A 14,985-nucleotide genomic window follows, 5' to 3' on the forward strand; every position below is an offset into this window, starting at 1 on the left:
AACCAACAGCGTGGTAGAGCAATGGTGGGTTGGCAACTTGGGATCGCCATACTTGCCAATAAATAACCTAAAACAACCACTTTTCCACGCTTTACTGCCCCGGGCCGCCACTATTGAACAGCAGGGTCCTGCATCATCAACAGCTCAGCGTGGACATCCAGATCCGGCCTTTTGCAATCGTAGCCATCGGGATAGATGACCTGAATGATCTGCGCGGTGCCCATGGACGCGCGCAGGATATCCAGCATGGCCGGCGCCTCATGCTGTGACATATGGGTGAGCTTGCGGCGCACACCGGAGACCGTGGTGTAGAAAAGATCCCCCCCTTTCGCCACCTGGATCGACTTGATCGGCTCGGGAAAGCATTTGACCGCAGCCCAGCCGGGCAGGGCAGTCAACAGCAGCATTGATAACACTAACAATCGGCCCATGGGTTCTCCTCAAACAGTACATTAAATTATGGCATCCAATGTGCTTACGCTATGGTTAGTAAATAAGTGCCTGACAAGGCTACTGGAAACAGCACAATAAAAAAGGACTCCTCCTCCACAATGAAACGGAATTACGATGGGGAACATCCCCCCATTATCCTCGACATTGAAGCCTCTGGCTTCGGCGCGGGCAGCTACCCCATTGAAGTGGGTTTTGCTGCAGACAAACACAACCGATACTGCAGCCTGATTCGCCCTTTTCCCAACTGGACGCATTGGAGCGAAACAGCGCAACAAATCCACGGTATCAGCCGCCGCGACCTGGAACAACGGGGCGGCGAACCAATGGAAGTGGCCCTGGAGCTGAATCGACGCCTTAACGGCAAACAAATTTACAGTGACGGCTGGGTGGTGGATCACCCCTGGCTGATGACCCTGTTTTTTGCCGTCAACATTGAACCCGCCTTCCAGCTCTCCCCCATTGAGCTGATCATGACGGAAAATCAGATGGAAATCTGGGACGACGTGCATCGGGAAGTCATCATCTGCAGTGAGCAGCAGCGACACCGGGCCAGTGTGGACGCCTGGGTGATCCAACAAACCTGGATTAAAAGCCATTACATGACGCAATGAGCCCACCCCATCCACACCTTGTTGCACTGATTTAATGCGAGCTCAGGAAAGAGGCCTTAGCTTGAGGCGATAAAGCGGCGAATATTATGGATAAATCGGCTATTCCAGCCCCTCTTGCGCGCCAATCATCCCCTTGGCACCGACCTTGCTTTAGCTTGTAAAGGAATTCAATTATTCGCCCCCGTGACAGACAGGGGCGCCCCTCTTGGCAGCCGACTCTGCTGTGCTTTGGGCTCGCACACACCGGGCCTGGGAACCCGGTGTGTGTTCGACCCACTATTCTGCTCTGTTTTAATTCAATTGATCTTTGCCTGCGCCTGTCCCCAAGTGTATGATTCTGCTCACAATCAATTCTGACTTCTGCTTCTGCCCGCGCCAGGAAGGATATGACTCAATCCAGCGACAGCTTCGATCAGGACCGCCTGCGACAGCAGGATCATGCCGCCTTTGAAGCTCTGGTGTGCAAATTGCACTCACCCATGCTGTCGGTGGCCCGCGCTATTGTGGGCGACAGCCTGGCGGAGGAAGTGGTACAGGAAGCCTGGGTATCCGCCTATCGCAACCTACCCCGATTCGAAGGACGCTCCTCCATCAAAACCTGGCTGTTTACCATCGTCAGCAATGAAGCCAAGACCCGTCTGCGCAAGGAAAAACGCATGGTGGCGTTGGAAGATATAACCCAGGATGGCAGTGTTGATTACCTGGGGGACGACCGTTTCCACCGCTTCGGCGGGCACTGGAAGCAACCGCCGCCGGACTGGCATCTGGATTCACCGGATCAACTGCTGGAAGAGCGCCACCTGCAGAAATGCATCGACCACACGGTATCCATTCTGCCCCCGCAGCAACGGGCGGTTTTTCTGCTGCGGGACATCGAGCAGGAGGCGTTAGCAGAAATCTGTAATATTCTGGATGTAACCGAGTCTTATGTGAGGGTACTGCTGCATCGTGCCCGTTTGAAGCTAATGCAAGTTATTGATCGTTATCAGGAAACAGGTGAATGCTAAATTGCCGGGACGTGGCTCACGAAGCCAGCGACTACATCGATGACAATCTGAGCTGGTGGCGCCGCCTGATGTTCCGCCTGCACCTGTTTATTTGTCACAACTGCCGGGTTTTCGTGTCGCATGTGCATACCACCCGCGAATTCATTCGCAAACGCGGCACCACCAATGCCTCCCCCGAGCAGGTGCAGAAAGTCATGTCTGCGGTGGAACGACAATCCGAACAAAAATGAGCGGCCTGCATGAGGGGGCTCAATCGCCATCGCTTTTACCCGGTGTCAGCGGCCGCCGGTTGGAGCGTTTGTCATCCCAACTGAGATCTTCCGGGTCATACCATTGAATGGCGTCCAGCACCTTGGCCTGTGTTGCCAGCGACAAAGTGGCCCACAACTCCTCGAACTCTTCCAGCCCCGACTGGCGGCGACTGGCCACCTTGCTACTCAGGCGTGACAGTATCCCGGGCAGGTTCAACGCTTCCCCCAGCTTACCCGGCACCGTATACATCTGCCCCAGGTACTTGCGCCGGTGGGTGCGCTGCTGCAGGACATCCTGTAATGCCTGCGCCGCCGCCAGCGCGGTTTCCTCATCAAACTCCAGTGGAATGGCCATACTCGCGTTACAGTCCGAAAATCGAACCTTAGAGCATAGCAAGACGTTGATTTGATCTCTACTGTGCTGCGTTCACAACAGGTTCATTTCCCGGGCTTTGGCCACCGCTTCAGTGCGGTTACCCACATTGAGTTTGGCGTAGACGTTTTTCAGGTGCCATTTGGCGGTGGTCAACGAAATATTGGCCCTCTGGGCCACATCCTTGTTGCGCAGGCCGGACTGCAGCAGCGTCAATACTTCTTTTTCTTTTTCCGTCAGCTGCTCCACCACAAAGCGATTCATTTGTTCCGCCGAATCCTCCTGCAATACATCACAGAACATCAAACGGTAGGATTCCGGCAACGGGTTGATGACATTACTGTTAACCGCTTTCATCAGCAGCATGGCGCTGCCGGGCGCCTCATCGAACAGGGTCCGGCTCAGACACACCAGCCCGCCGCATTTAACGCTCATTTTTACTTCCTGCAGGGCCTGCTCTTCATTGCCCTGATGCCAGTACACCAGCGCCCGATTCATACGGCTGACCACCGCCCGCGAAACACAGCCATGACGTTCGGCACTGCGTATCAGATGGCCACACAACGCCTCCGCCTGATCAAACTTTTTGGTCATGATCAAAAAGATAACGCGGGAGACCCCCAAGCGGTCCACGCCTTCATCATAACGGGCGTCACTGCCCCAATAACCTGCGCGCTGTTTCTGCTCCAACTGATATTCCTGTTGCACCCAGTTCATGGTTTCCAGATCGCCGTGGGAGCGTGCATAGAGCGTCCATTCCAGGCAAAGCTGTGTGTTGAAACGTTCATAATCACCATGCAGCAACACCCGGGCAAGATAATTGAGCAGGCGTTTCGCTTCACCGTCATTGCCGCGAATGAACGCCAAGCGGGCCAGGGCACAGTAGCTTGCGGTAATGACTTCCGTGGCGCAGGCACTGGAGAGCATGGGCACTACTTCGCGCAACAGTTTCTCGGCTTCATCCAGGCGATTTTGTTCGTAACGGATAATGGAAATGGGCGTCGCCAGATTGACCCACTCCAGGGTGTAGGGCCGATCACTGACCGAACGAAATGCTTCTTCTGCCACCTGCACCGCCGATGGCACATTACCCTGGGCGCGCTCAGCCAATATCAACACCAGGTCGGCAAAACTGCGCAAAAAGTTCTGCCCGGAAATCCGCAAAATATCACGGGCGCGGTAAGCCTCTGATACCGCCGTTTTAAAATCCGCGTTCAACAGGTAATAGTAAGCCCGCATAGGGCTGTAAAACAGCCGCACGTGGTGTTGTACATTCTGCTGGTTGGGCATGCGATAGATATCATTGCGCCGAAATTCCGTATCATTGTGAAACAGCTCCAGCACGTTGAGCAGGAAGGACACGGAATCATCGTTGGCATAACGCCCCTGCATCTCCCCACGCCGGTTCAATTCCTGCACCAGCTCAATGTAGTATTCGGCCTGATTGAAACGCCGATAAAAAATCAGCGCGGTAATCAGCGGATACACCAATTCACTCTGGTTGATGATCCGCTCTTCCGGCAGGCGATCAATCCACTCGATCAAGCGGGTGAATTCACCGGTTTTAATCCACTGATCACTGCAGCGCACAATGGCGCTTTCCAGTGCCTCGCCATCATCGATGTCCGCCAGCAATTCCAGTGCCTGCACACACTCCTTACGCTCCAGCAGTGTGGATGCGGCGCGCCGGGTCAGTGAATCGATCTCCTGCGGGTAATCAGCACGCAGGCGGTACAACAGAAATTCGCGAAAAATAGAGTGATAGCGATACACATCAGGCTGACCATCCACCGGATGCAGAAACACATGATTCTCCATCAAATAATCGATGCAACGCTGGGCGTTATCGATCTGCAGCACATCATTGCAGAGGGTGGCATCCAGGGTTTCAAGACAGGCGGTTTTGATCAGAAAGCGGCGGATATCATCCGGCTGCTGAGCCAGTACGGAGTCGGCAAAATACTGCAGCACCTCGGGGCTTTTACTCTCCTGCGCCATATGATCGGATTGGTCCGCGCCACCGCCCTTGAGTGACAGCGCCATCAGCTTGATACCGGCGATCCATCCTTCAGTCCAGTCCAGCAGGTCTTGCATGAACGCCTTATCGGCTGTCGCCAGCCCCACCGAGCGAAACCAGTTCTCCAACGCCTCCAGATCCCATTTCAGATCGTTGGCATCAATGCTGAGCAGGCTGTCTTCCAGTTTCAACCGGCTCAACTGCAACGGCGGATGGCTGCGGGATGCCACCACGAAATGAATATGGGGCGGCAAGGTAAAAATAACCTGCGACAGGGTACGATGAATATTATCATCCTGTATCAGCTGGTAGTCATCCAGCACCACAAACAAGGGTTCCCGCAAACGGGCCAGCCCCTGGGCCAGGGATTCCGTGACCGCTTCTACGGAAAACTCCACGCTGTCGTTTATCTGATTCAGGTAGTACGCATCGAATTGCGCACAGCTTTGCTTAATGGTTTTGATTAACGAGGAAAAGAACGGGGCAGGACTATGATGCCGGGGCTCCAGATTAAGTACGGCAAAGCGCGTGTTCTGGCGTCCGCTGCGCAACCATTGGCGCAACAGGGTGGATTTGCCGGAACCGGCCGGGGCCAGTAACACCGTTAAACGGTAATCCTCGGCACGATTCACCAGATCAATGAGTTGGGGGCGAAGCAAATTGTTGGACGACCGCTTCCCACTGGCCTCATTATCCCCTGGAGCACAGACATCGGACATAACCTACCTCAATAGCTTGCTTAACTTATTGTTATTTTGATGTTTTTTAGCTCTATTTCATGATATCCGAAATAGTGACCGGCCATTCCCCTTCCTAGGAAGGGCCATTTCTTTAGCCGTTTCAGCCAATCTAACACAGTCAGCGGGAAATTGAGCACAGTCGCCAACCCATAATAATAATGAGGAACACCACGATGAAAATGAATAGAGGACTGCTGGTGCTGATACCGGCAGTGGTTCTGCTGTCAGCCTGCGAGCAGGCAGGCGAGTTCCCGGATTCAGAGGGGCAATGCAGTTTTGATTCGCTACGGGAAAGTGAGCGGGCGGCGTCGGCCGCCAGTTTCGGTACCCCGGAGATCACCAGCATGGCGGTGAACGGCAGTGTGGTTTGGGATAAGGCCGCCCCCCCGGCAACACCACCCAGCCTGCAACCGGGCGACGTCGTTACCCTGAGCGGCACCAATCTGGGCAACGGGCCGGACACCGATTTCACTAAAATCATGATCGGTAACACCCGTGTGCTGGAAACTGATCTGGTGATGTATAAACAGAAACTGGATATCGCCGATCAGGTGAATTTTGAAGTGGACGACCTGCTGGACAGCTGGCCCAAAGACATCCTCAATTGGCAACCCAATCAGATTCAGTTCACCGTGCCCGGGCACGTCAGCAGCGGCCCGCTTACCGTACAAATCCAGAAACGCACCGGCTATAACGAATCCCTCACCGAGCCGGGTCAGCCTTATAATGTAATTGATGCCCAAACCAGCCGCATCACTGATGAAAACTTTGAGCATAAGTGCGATGTGGTGTCTGAACTCAGCGCATCCAAAGCCACCTCCCCCATTGCGGTCAGCATTGTCAATCCGGAGTTTCGTGAGCTGGTGCGCTACGGTGAGGAGATTTTCTGGTCTTACGATTACAACATCGGCCTGGCCCATGCCATCCGCAATCTGTCGTGGGATAAAATCTTCAATTACGAAACCATTGACCCCATTACCGGTGAAGTGGCCGACCCGGCCAAGCTGTTCGGGGCCTATCCCACCGTGAGCGGCGAGGTGCCCACCGCCGCCATCGAGGATGTCTATTTTGAACAATATCCCCAGCCCAGCCCGATCCCCGGCTTTCTGACGGTGGAACCTCAGCTCACCCGCGGCAATACCCGGGATTCAGGCTGGGTGGGTTACCGCTACGCCCAGAGCAGCCACCCCTATGTGGGACGTGGTTCCTGGATCGGCTTTAACTGCGCCTCCTGCCATGGCTACCGGATCAGCTACGACAAGGCACCGGGCACCACGGTGACCAAGGTCTTCCCCGGCCTGCCCAATCCGGAGTGGACGGTGAAGTGGTCTGTTCTGGGGGACCGCAATGCAGAAACCACCTCCACCTTTGACGGCATCGTCACCAGCGAGGAGGGCCCCAGTTGGGATCCCGGCGCGCAGAAGATCGATAAAAGCATGCTGCTGTACCACCTGCCCCAGGGTACCGGCGAGCACAATATGATTCGCGTCAACGGTGAAGGCAGCAGTACCGACAACGACTATCAGTTTTCGCCCCACACCATTCCCAATGTGACCAACTACATGTCCATTCGCCGCTCGCTGTCGCACACTGAATCTTACGTGGGCTTTGAAGGCTCCTATATTCACGCCGAAGAGCCCGATGGCGCCACCGGCAGCATGTACCGTTACCCGCTGCAGGCGCTCACCGCCTATATGACGGTGCTGGACCAGGACGATGCCGATCTGCGCAATGTGGGCCTGTATCGCTGGCTGCGATACAACGGCAAACTGGCCGCGCAAACCGGCAATGAGAACCTCAGCGAAGGGGAGTTTGTGCAGAACGGCTGGGCCGCCTATCCCGGTGTGGTGGCAGCGGTCAATCAGGGCAGCAGCAGCTTTGCCAGTGCCTGTGGCAGTTGCCACCAGGACAATCTGGGGGCCCACACCAACGAGAACATGCTGCCGCTGAACGAAGTGGGGCACTTCTTCGCGCCATCGGTGTATCAACAGAAAACCCAGAGTGTGCGTGTCGGCTTTCTGCGCAATATGTATTGGGTGCAGCACCGCGGCCTGCTGACCGACGGTCACATCCGAAATCTGGAAGATCTGCTGCACCCGGACCGCTGTAACAGCGGCACCGAACTCTATAACCAGTATTACACCCTGCACCCACCGGTGGTACCGGCATTGGGTGGGCCGGACTTCCCCGAACCCTACCCCGCCATCAACCGTAAAGGGGATGTATTCCGGGTACCAAAATCCCAATCCACCGCTGCCGGGGATACCGCCGCACAACGCAATACGTTTATCGAGCGGCACAAGTATTTCGTGGAGGTGCCCTGGGACACTGAACACTACTACTGGGATTACCAGACGTTCCGCGCCCAGTACGGCCCGGATGAACTGGGCACCCCCGCGCCCATCGGCATGCCTGCAGCACCGCACCCATGGTGTGCAAATTCAGCAAGTGAAGTGAGCAACATGGTGCAATATATACTCACCCTGTAATGCATCCCGACTCAGAAAGGGGCCTGCGGGCCCCTTTTTTCGTGCACCGGGCGCACTGAATCACCCTTTTCCCTCTGTGGCATTGTTGTTGCTTTGCTCCAGATCAGTTCATAGGGGCTGGTGGGGCAGTCCCATTGGTTTACACTAAACGACACACTCACGGCGAGTGCAACGAGGAGATAGAGGATGAGCACACTGTACGAGAAAATCGGTGGGGAGCCCGCAGTTGATGCGGCAGTAGACCTGTTTTACAAAAAAGTATTGGCGGACGAACGCATCAAGCACTTTTTTGAAGGTGTGGATATGGCCAAACAGCACCGCATGCAGAAGGGGTTTCTGACCTTTGCCTTTGGTGGCCCCAACAACTACAACGGCAAGAATATGGCCGCCGCCCACCGCAAGCTGGTGGAAGAAAAAGGCCTGGACGACAGCCATTTTGACGCGGTAGTGGAAGACCTGGGGGCAACCCTGGTGGAGTTGGGCGTACCCGACGACCTGATCACTGAAGCCGCCGGAATTGCCGAGAGCGTTCGCGACGCCGTTTTGGGGCGCGGATAAGCCTATAGAGCCTGCAGCGCGAGCCTCCGTGGCTCGCCCTACCCTTCTGAAAAAACCTCCACATTACCTATATTTAGAATCCCTGCCCAGCTTACTTTATAGCGCCCATACCTTTGTACGGTGATGATTTGAGGGAAATTCGGTTTAATGATGGCATCGTAATCATAAGTGCGGGTGTATTCATTCTGCCCCAAGCTGTTAAGTCCCTGTGACTACTATCGCTTACGCTGGACCAAAACGATAACAACGACAAAAACCAAGCCCCATTTATAAAGGTATAAAAATATGATGCGCTATAAAACGGTTGCTGCCATGCTTCTACCCTCCATTTTGCTGATCGGCTGCGGCGGGGAACAAACTCCGGAAACCCGACGCGCCACGTCAAACAGCGCAGATCTGACAGGCTTGTGGCGCTTGAATTTTGAAACCAGCCAATCCGGCCTCAATGCCGATGCCGGCATTACTTACACTCTGGTGGACAACGGCAATGAGCTGAACATGGTAGCCTGCGCCGGCCGCCAAACGGCAACCCTGGCCCGTGATGGCAACACCGTAAGCGGCATGCCGGTGGGTGAAGGCACCATCACCAGCAACGACCGCATGACCGCCAGCGGCGGCCTGGGTGACAGCGAAGCCACCAAAATGACCACCAATCCGGCTTTTGATATGGGATCATTGGCCATGAGCGGTGGCGACCTGGGCAGCATCTCCAGCGCCAACCTCTGCGTACAATCTGACTATGCCAACATCCTGGGCCAGGCCACCCAGGAGCGCTACTCCGCCACCATTCTGCTGAACGGCCAGCCGCTGACCTTTGAGATCAGCCGCATGGGCAGCATCGGTAAGGGCACCTATGACGTGAATCGTGATATGTCAGAAGGCGGCATTCAGGTATTCCTGAAATCCGAAGCCCTCAAGCCCAGAGTGAACCGCTCCGAGCTGAACCTGCGTAACGGTTCACTGACCATCACTGAAGACTCCCTGGTCTGGGTCAAAGGCAACTTCAGCGCCGATATGCCCAATGGTCAAACCGTTGCCGGCAACTTTGAATTTGAAAAGCCCTGATCCGAAGCGCGCACTGAAATCCCGGCCAGCGTAAAGCGCGGCCGGGATTTTTTTTGCCTGTGATTCAGCCTTCTGTACAGCCTGCGGGCTTGCGTACCCGCTTTTGTGAGGCCGGGCCAGTGCGGCCCCGGACCGCAGCGGGCGCGGCAGCAGCTCACCCCCACAGTTGGGACAGCTGCCATGCAGGCGCTGATTGGCGCAAGCAGTACAGAACGTACATTCAAAGGAACAGATCCAGGCACCGGGTTGATCCGGCTTCAGATCTTCATCACAGCATTCACAATTGGGTCGAAGCTCCAGCATCCACACGCCCTCCCGGTCATCACAACTGAACACTAACCCGCTCCCGGCAGCGGCGCAACTGTACAACTACCGCCATAAAAAAAGCCCCGCACAGGCGGGGCTTCAGTTGGCGACGAGGCTCGGAGATCAGCGACGCACGCGGTACTCTTCCAGGAACCATTCGTTCTCTTCATCCCAGGGGAAGAAGGGGTTGCCTACGTTGGCCAGGTCATCCGTGAACTCAGGGAAGTGACGCAGCAACACGGTTCGGAAGTTATTGTCATCGATCCAATCCAGACCCGCAGCAGAATAGACTTCAGGGGTGTATGACTCGGTGAAGAAGCGATCCGCCAGCAGGCGTCGCGATGCCATGGCAATGAAGATCTGGAATGAAGTTTCACCAAAACCATAGCCCGGTGGACGATAGCCTTCCGCGTAGGAGCCGATCATCACGTCAATGGCCTCAATATCATCGTTGTACAGCTCACGCAGCTTCTCGGCCATGGCCGTATCCGGTGTGATATCGGTGAAATCGGTGATGGGGTTCAAACCGATCTGGCGACGGAATTCGTTGTAGCGGGGAATGCCGCGCTCACGATCACGCAGGATATCCACCGCACCCAGATCCGTCATGGCCACACCAGGCTCTGCCGGGAAGTTCTGCAGGAAAGTGGGGAAGTTATTCAATTCAAGCAAACCCGGATGAGTATGGCCGAACGAATAGAACAGGTTGGCCATACCGTGATTGCTGGTCAACTGAGAAGCCCCTTGCAGCGCATGCTCCTGCAATGGGCTCACTTCCCGTACGCTGTCATTGTTATGATCACGTACTTCGATATAGTCACGCAGCAAGGGGTGCATACGATATACGGCAGTGAATTCCTCGGTCAGGCTGAAAGGCACCCCTTCCAGTTGGGTGGGGCCACCAATAATACCGTCCGTTGCCGCTTCACCCAGTTTCGGGAACCAGTACGGCATGAAACCGCGCCAGTTGGCAAACATGGCTTCGCGCAGGGTAAAGTTTTTCAGGATCGCAGGGGTCCAATCCACAGTGTGGACTTTGGCCATCAGGGCCGCGTTGATCAAACGTGCGGTCTGGAACAGACGCTCATCGGACCAAGCGGGATAATTCTGCTTCAACATATCGGCAATGGCGTTATGCTCTTTCACCCACAGGGTGTGCATCATCTCCAGGCCTACCCACCAATTGCGGTTAAAGCCGGTTTCCGGCAAGCCATCGTCACCCATGGGCAACAGGCCGTTTTCCAGCCGCATTTTACCATCCACCATCGTCCGCAGGCTCAACACCTTGGCCTCAGAGGAACCGTAAATCTGGGAACCGTCCCACCAGGCGGTGTTTTCATTAATGAACGTTGGAGCGCGACCGTCGGTTGGGTTTTTGGTGGGATCTGCAGGTGTGCGACCCACCGGCATGGTACCGTCCCCACTGTTGTGGGAATCACCCGGGGCAACCGGCACATTAATCTGATCACTGTGATCACGCAGGCCGTGCTCGAACCAGTCATGAATCATGAACTGGATCCAGTTCGCAGCCAGGTAGTTGAGGAAAGGCACTTCCTTGACACCGCTCTCCCGCGTCAGCAGTTCCTGACTCAGGGTACGGGGATTGGGGGTCAACAGGGTGGCTTCGTCGGGGAACGAAATGTCCGGATTGATATTACGCCCCATGCGCACACCCGCCATCCCCATGGCCGGTAAATCCAGATCATTACAGCGGCCGTCATAGGAGCGGTAGATCAAATCATCGGGCCCGCACTCCACAACCGGCCATTCACCTTCCGCATAGGTATCGAACAGGTTGTTTTCAAACAGTTCGCACCGTATTTGGCTAAGCGTAAGCAATCCAATCAGCGGTCCGAAGATCCACCATTTCATATATACGTTCATAGTCGCTCCAAGTCGTTTTTATAATTATCAATCGATAACAACTGAAAGATACGGTCGCGTACCCTCATGATTGAAAGCATATCCAGTTTGTTCAAGTCAGACGCCGTACATAGGTATGGGAGGGAGGGGTGGAAGGGGCGTTGCCCATCACAACTTGTGTAACTCAAATGAATTAATCGTTCAATTAAATCACCTGAGTAATGTTACGCTTCAGTAAGGCTTTGCAACCAATTGCTATGGTTTGTGGCGTATTTGAATTTTATACATGAGCGTACAGGTTTTTGGGCCTTATTTACGATATAAGTTAATTCCGGCCAAATAGTTGCCTTATCAAAGACCATACCGCGAGCACTGATAAAGAAGAAAACCGGTTTGATAAGATAACACCCTCCCTTAGCATGGGTGTTGATCCAAGGAAGTCATTGCTAGTGCACAAACACCAGGGCTAGAATTCAGGCACAACATCGCATTCACTTTTGACCGACGACCAGAGTAGTGCCCAAAGATCGAGCGATGAAAGCAACAAATAACAAGACCGTGGCAGCGGCGACCGATTTGCAATGTACACTACCCCGCAGTCGGCTCACAGACAGAATTTTGCGTACCCACCTCAACACGGTGTGGATCGGTGCTCCCCGGGGTTTGGGCAAAACCATCCTGTTGCGCCAATTGACCCAGTTGCTCCTGCTTACCATATCCCCACGCCGGGTTCTGGCCATCGATATCGATCAACACAAAGCTCTCGGCAGTCTGTTACAGCACCTGCGCCACGCCTTGCCCGAAGCCACCGGCACAACACCCTCCTCATTGACGGAATTGCTACAGGCGTTGCTCGGCAAGCCTGCCAGGCGAGATACGCTACACCTGCTGATCGATGGCCTGGACACGCGCCAGCATGGCTCCCTGATCCACTATCTGATCGAAAGCAGCAAAGCATTCCCCGGCCAGATTCGGCTTTACCTGGCCGTCGACGATTTCGTGCCATTGCTTAATCACCGTTTATTCAATGACACCCGGATGTTGCATCTTGCCATGGATGATCTACGTATGACGGAAGCAGAAATTCAGTCCCTGCTGGCTTTATACGGGGGCGCCCCCAACGATCATGATGCGCGCAGATTATTGCAGTTAACCGATGGCATACCGGCCGCCCTCACCCAACTGTTGAGCAATGCTCCGGTATCCGGTACACCACGCCATCAGCTGTTATGCAATTGGATCGAACACAACCTGGTCAGTTACCTGGAACCCATGGAAGTGCTGCGCCTGGCCAGCCTGTCAATTCTGCGGGAATTCAATCTGCAGCAGGCCACCCGGCTGCTGGGCGTGCCGGGTGCTGAAACCCGCCGTTGGTTGCAGCGTTACATCCCACTGCTGTTTGTACACGACACCGAACAGGATCGGTTCGTCTGGTCGCAACTGATACAACCCTTCTTTTTTCACTGCCTGTTGAATCAATACCGGGATTTACTGCCCAATATTCTGAAGCGCTCCGAACCCTGGCTGACGGATAGCCATTTCGATGAGCGCTGTCTTGGATACCTGATTCAATCCATCAAGAAAGCCTGGGCACAGGACATCATACTGTCCAAATGCCGCACCTGGTTTGAGCAACGCAACGCATCTTCGTTACTCCAACTGATGGAACACATCCCGGCGGACGACTGCCTGGCGCAAACCGAGCTGGCCCTGTATTACTGCTGGGCGCTGATTCTGCAGCGACGCATCAAAGAAGCGAACCGCTGGATCCAACTGATCGAGCAATACGATACCCCCGCAATTGAGTTGCAGGATAACCTGCTGGTGTTGCGCACCCTGACTCAGATTTTTGATTATCCACGCCCACCTTGTCATCAAAGCGCGACGCTGCTGGAGCAGTGCCTGGACAAACACAGCCTGTTCCAAGGGGAAGTTCTGAGCTTTTATGCCAATATGTTGCATGCAGTGGGCGCATCCGGGGTATCAAAAGAAGCTTTGCTGAAAGCCATCCGCTTCCATCAGTCCAATCACAATCTGAGCCACTTGAGCCATGCCCGCATGCTGTACTGGCGTTTTGAGTTCAACGAAGGTGAAACCGGTACCGTGCTGGAGGCCGCGCAACTTTACCTGCAGGAACTGAAACAAAACAAATGCCAATCTGAATCAGGTGATGACATGCTCGCCGTTGACCTGGCCATCGCCATGGTGCAAAGCGGCATCGCTGACTTCCTGCATGAACGCAACCACATGCCAGAAGCGAAAACGCTGTACCTGGAATCCATACCGGTGTTGACTCAATCGGAATGGACTTACACCAGTGTGGTGGCGCAGGTGGGCCTGACCCGACTGCTGATCAATAGCGGCGATCACGAAGCGGCCAACCGGGAAATGGAGACGATCAAAAAGCGGGTCGTCAACCGGGAAAATACCGGCCTCAACGCCATTCTGTGTTTTGAGACCATGCGTATTCTGCGCTCCCAGGGTAAATCCGTGTTGCCGGCAGCAACCCAATATGAGATGGACCTTAATAATCTGACCATCGAATCGCTGTTTGAAGATCAACTGGACAAAGAACGTTTATTCTGGATCAAGTGTTACATCATGGTGTTGCTGGAACAAAAGAATTTCACCAGCGCGTTGATCTACGCCGTCAAAGGCCTGATCAAAAGTCTGCACCTGCGCGATAACCGCTGCCGCACGCAATTTGCCAACATCAAGGCGTTATGTGAATACGAGCTGGGGCAAAAACAGGACGCCATCAAAAGCATCAACGAAGCCATGCAACTGGCACAGAAATACGGTTTTTTACAAACCATGCTGAGGGATGATTTTGGCTGGGGCAAAGTATGGTTGGAGGTGGACCAGAAACGGGCTTTCGATGCCCTCCTGGTTCCCAGCTTTATCAGCGAGATTCGCACTCAATTACAGGCGGGTACGGCAGATAACCATACTGCTGCCGGGCAACACCCGCTTGATGTCAGCCGTTCCGCCAAACTGGAAAGCTGCCGCCAGCTGGGATTAACAGAAAAAGAATACGAGATACTGAAGTTGTTGGCCGAAGGGCTGTGCAACAAGAAAATCGCCAGCCGCTCTCAGATTGCGCTGACCACCGTCAAATGGCATTTACAAAACATCTTTGGAAAACTTCAGGCGCGCAATCGGACTGAAGCCGTGGTGAAAGCGCAGGAACATTCCCTCATCGGACATTAGCAGGCAAAAAAAAGCCACCTGACGGTGGCTTTCCTGACTCAG

11 protein-coding genes and 1 pseudogene are annotated in these 14,985 nt (G+C 54.5%); 7 read left to right on the forward strand and 5 right to left on the reverse strand.

The features are described 5' to 3' along the window. Positions 1–110: 110 nt before the first annotated feature. On the reverse strand, positions 111–431 hold the full coding sequence (locus tag D9N13_RS07705) for a hypothetical protein (RefSeq protein WP_290587892.1): 321 nt from the start codon (positions 429–431) through the stop codon (positions 111–113). A 120-nt stretch (positions 432–551) separates the two neighbouring features. Between D9N13_RS07705 and D9N13_RS07710 the strand changes: the two genes are divergently transcribed. From D9N13_RS07710 to D9N13_RS07720, 3 genes are all read left to right on the forward strand, one after another. Next, entirely contained in the window at positions 552–1,064 is a 513-nt protein-coding gene (locus D9N13_RS07710) for a hypothetical protein (RefSeq protein ID WP_290587894.1), read from the forward strand. A gap of 386 nt (positions 1,065–1,450) precedes the next feature. Beyond that, entirely contained in the window at positions 1,451–2,071 is a 621-nt protein-coding gene (locus D9N13_RS07715; RefSeq protein WP_290587896.1) for an RNA polymerase sigma factor, read from the forward strand. Continuing rightward, on the forward strand, positions 2,065–2,301 hold the full coding sequence (locus tag D9N13_RS07720) for a zf-HC2 domain-containing protein (RefSeq protein ID WP_290587898.1): 237 nt from the start codon (positions 2,065–2,067) through the stop codon (positions 2,299–2,301). The genes D9N13_RS07715 and D9N13_RS07720 overlap by 7 nt, the downstream gene beginning before the upstream one ends. 19 nt (positions 2,302–2,320) lie before the next feature. On the opposite strand, the gene D9N13_RS07725 is transcribed toward D9N13_RS07720, so the two are convergent. Together D9N13_RS07725 and D9N13_RS07730 are read right to left on the reverse strand one after the other, a co-directional pair. Next, complete coding sequence (locus D9N13_RS07725) at positions 2,321–2,677, reverse strand: hypothetical protein (protein ID WP_290587900.1); 357 nt, start codon at positions 2,675–2,677, stop codon at positions 2,321–2,323. A gap of 72 nt (positions 2,678–2,749) precedes the next feature. Next, complete coding sequence (locus D9N13_RS07730; RefSeq protein ID WP_290587902.1) at positions 2,750–5,431, reverse strand: LuxR C-terminal-related transcriptional regulator; 2,682 nt, start codon at positions 5,429–5,431, stop codon at positions 2,750–2,752. A 194-nt stretch (positions 5,432–5,625) separates the two neighbouring features. Here D9N13_RS07730 and D9N13_RS07735 point away from each other — a divergent pair, with 194 nt between their 5' ends. From D9N13_RS07735 to D9N13_RS07745, 3 genes are all read left to right on the forward strand, one after another. Beyond that, complete coding sequence (locus D9N13_RS07735) at positions 5,626–7,941, forward strand: IPT/TIG domain-containing protein (protein WP_290587904.1); 2,316 nt, start codon at positions 5,626–5,628, stop codon at positions 7,939–7,941. Between the two features lie 186 nt (positions 7,942–8,127). Next, complete coding sequence (locus tag D9N13_RS07740; protein WP_290587906.1) at positions 8,128–8,499, forward strand: group I truncated hemoglobin; 372 nt, start codon at positions 8,128–8,130, stop codon at positions 8,497–8,499. A gap of 285 nt (positions 8,500–8,784) precedes the next feature. Next, positions 8,785–9,564 carry a hypothetical protein gene (locus D9N13_RS07745; RefSeq protein WP_290587908.1) on the forward strand — a complete coding sequence of 260 codons (780 nt, stop codon included), beginning with the start codon at positions 8,785–8,787 and terminating at the stop codon, positions 9,562–9,564. Between the two features lie 64 nt (positions 9,565–9,628). On the opposite strand, the pseudogene D9N13_RS24240 reads toward D9N13_RS07745, so the two are convergent. Beyond that, positions 9,629–9,867: pseudogene (locus tag D9N13_RS24240) on the reverse strand (DUF1272 domain-containing protein). 126 nt (positions 9,868–9,993) lie between these two features. After that, on the reverse strand, positions 9,994–11,754 hold the full coding sequence (locus D9N13_RS07755) for a peroxidase family protein (RefSeq protein ID WP_290587910.1): 1,761 nt from the start codon (positions 11,752–11,754) through the stop codon (positions 9,994–9,996). Positions 11,755–12,267: 513 nt separating this feature from the next. Here D9N13_RS07755 and D9N13_RS07760 point away from each other — a divergent pair. Further along, a complete protein-coding gene (locus D9N13_RS07760) occupies positions 12,268–14,943 on the forward strand; it encodes a helix-turn-helix transcriptional regulator (RefSeq protein ID WP_290587912.1) in 2,676 nt (891 codons plus the stop codon). The last annotated feature ends 42 nt before the right edge of the window (positions 14,944–14,985 follow it).

Origin of the sequence: Ketobacter sp. GenoA1 (assembly GCF_003671475.1) — a bacterium.
Classification (GTDB): domain Bacteria; phylum Pseudomonadota; class Gammaproteobacteria; order Pseudomonadales; family Ketobacteraceae; genus Ketobacter.

What these genes read in the sequence shown, in the direction of transcription:
- D9N13_RS07760 (WP_290587912.1), top strand. Translation starts at nt 12,268, where the DNA reads ATGAAAGCAACAAATAACAAGACCGTGGCAGCGGCGACCGATTTGCAA.
- D9N13_RS07745 (WP_290587908.1), top strand. Translation starts at nt 8,785, where the DNA reads ATGATGCGCTATAAAACGGTTGCTGCCATGCTTCTACCCTCCATTTTG.
- D9N13_RS07715 (WP_290587896.1), top strand. Translation starts at nt 1,451, where the DNA reads ATGACTCAATCCAGCGACAGCTTCGATCAGGACCGCCTGCGACAGCAG.
- D9N13_RS07755 (WP_290587910.1), bottom strand. Translation starts at nt 11,754, where the DNA reads ATGAACGTATATATGAAATGGTGGATCTTCGGACCGCTGATTGGATTG.
- D9N13_RS07735 (WP_290587904.1), top strand. Translation starts at nt 5,626, where the DNA reads ATGAAAATGAATAGAGGACTGCTGGTGCTGATACCGGCAGTGGTTCTG.
- D9N13_RS07710 (WP_290587894.1), top strand. Translation starts at nt 552, where the DNA reads ATGAAACGGAATTACGATGGGGAACATCCCCCCATTATCCTCGACATT.
- D9N13_RS07720 (WP_290587898.1), top strand. Translation starts at nt 2,065, where the DNA reads ATGCTAAATTGCCGGGACGTGGCTCACGAAGCCAGCGACTACATCGAT.
- D9N13_RS07740 (WP_290587906.1), top strand. Translation starts at nt 8,128, where the DNA reads ATGAGCACACTGTACGAGAAAATCGGTGGGGAGCCCGCAGTTGATGCG.
- D9N13_RS07705 (WP_290587892.1), bottom strand. Translation starts at nt 431, where the DNA reads ATGGGCCGATTGTTAGTGTTATCAATGCTGCTGTTGACTGCCCTGCCC.
- D9N13_RS07725 (WP_290587900.1), bottom strand. Translation starts at nt 2,677, where the DNA reads ATGGCCATTCCACTGGAGTTTGATGAGGAAACCGCGCTGGCGGCGGCG.
- D9N13_RS07730 (WP_290587902.1), bottom strand. Translation starts at nt 5,431, where the DNA reads ATGTCCGATGTCTGTGCTCCAGGGGATAATGAGGCCAGTGGGAAGCGG.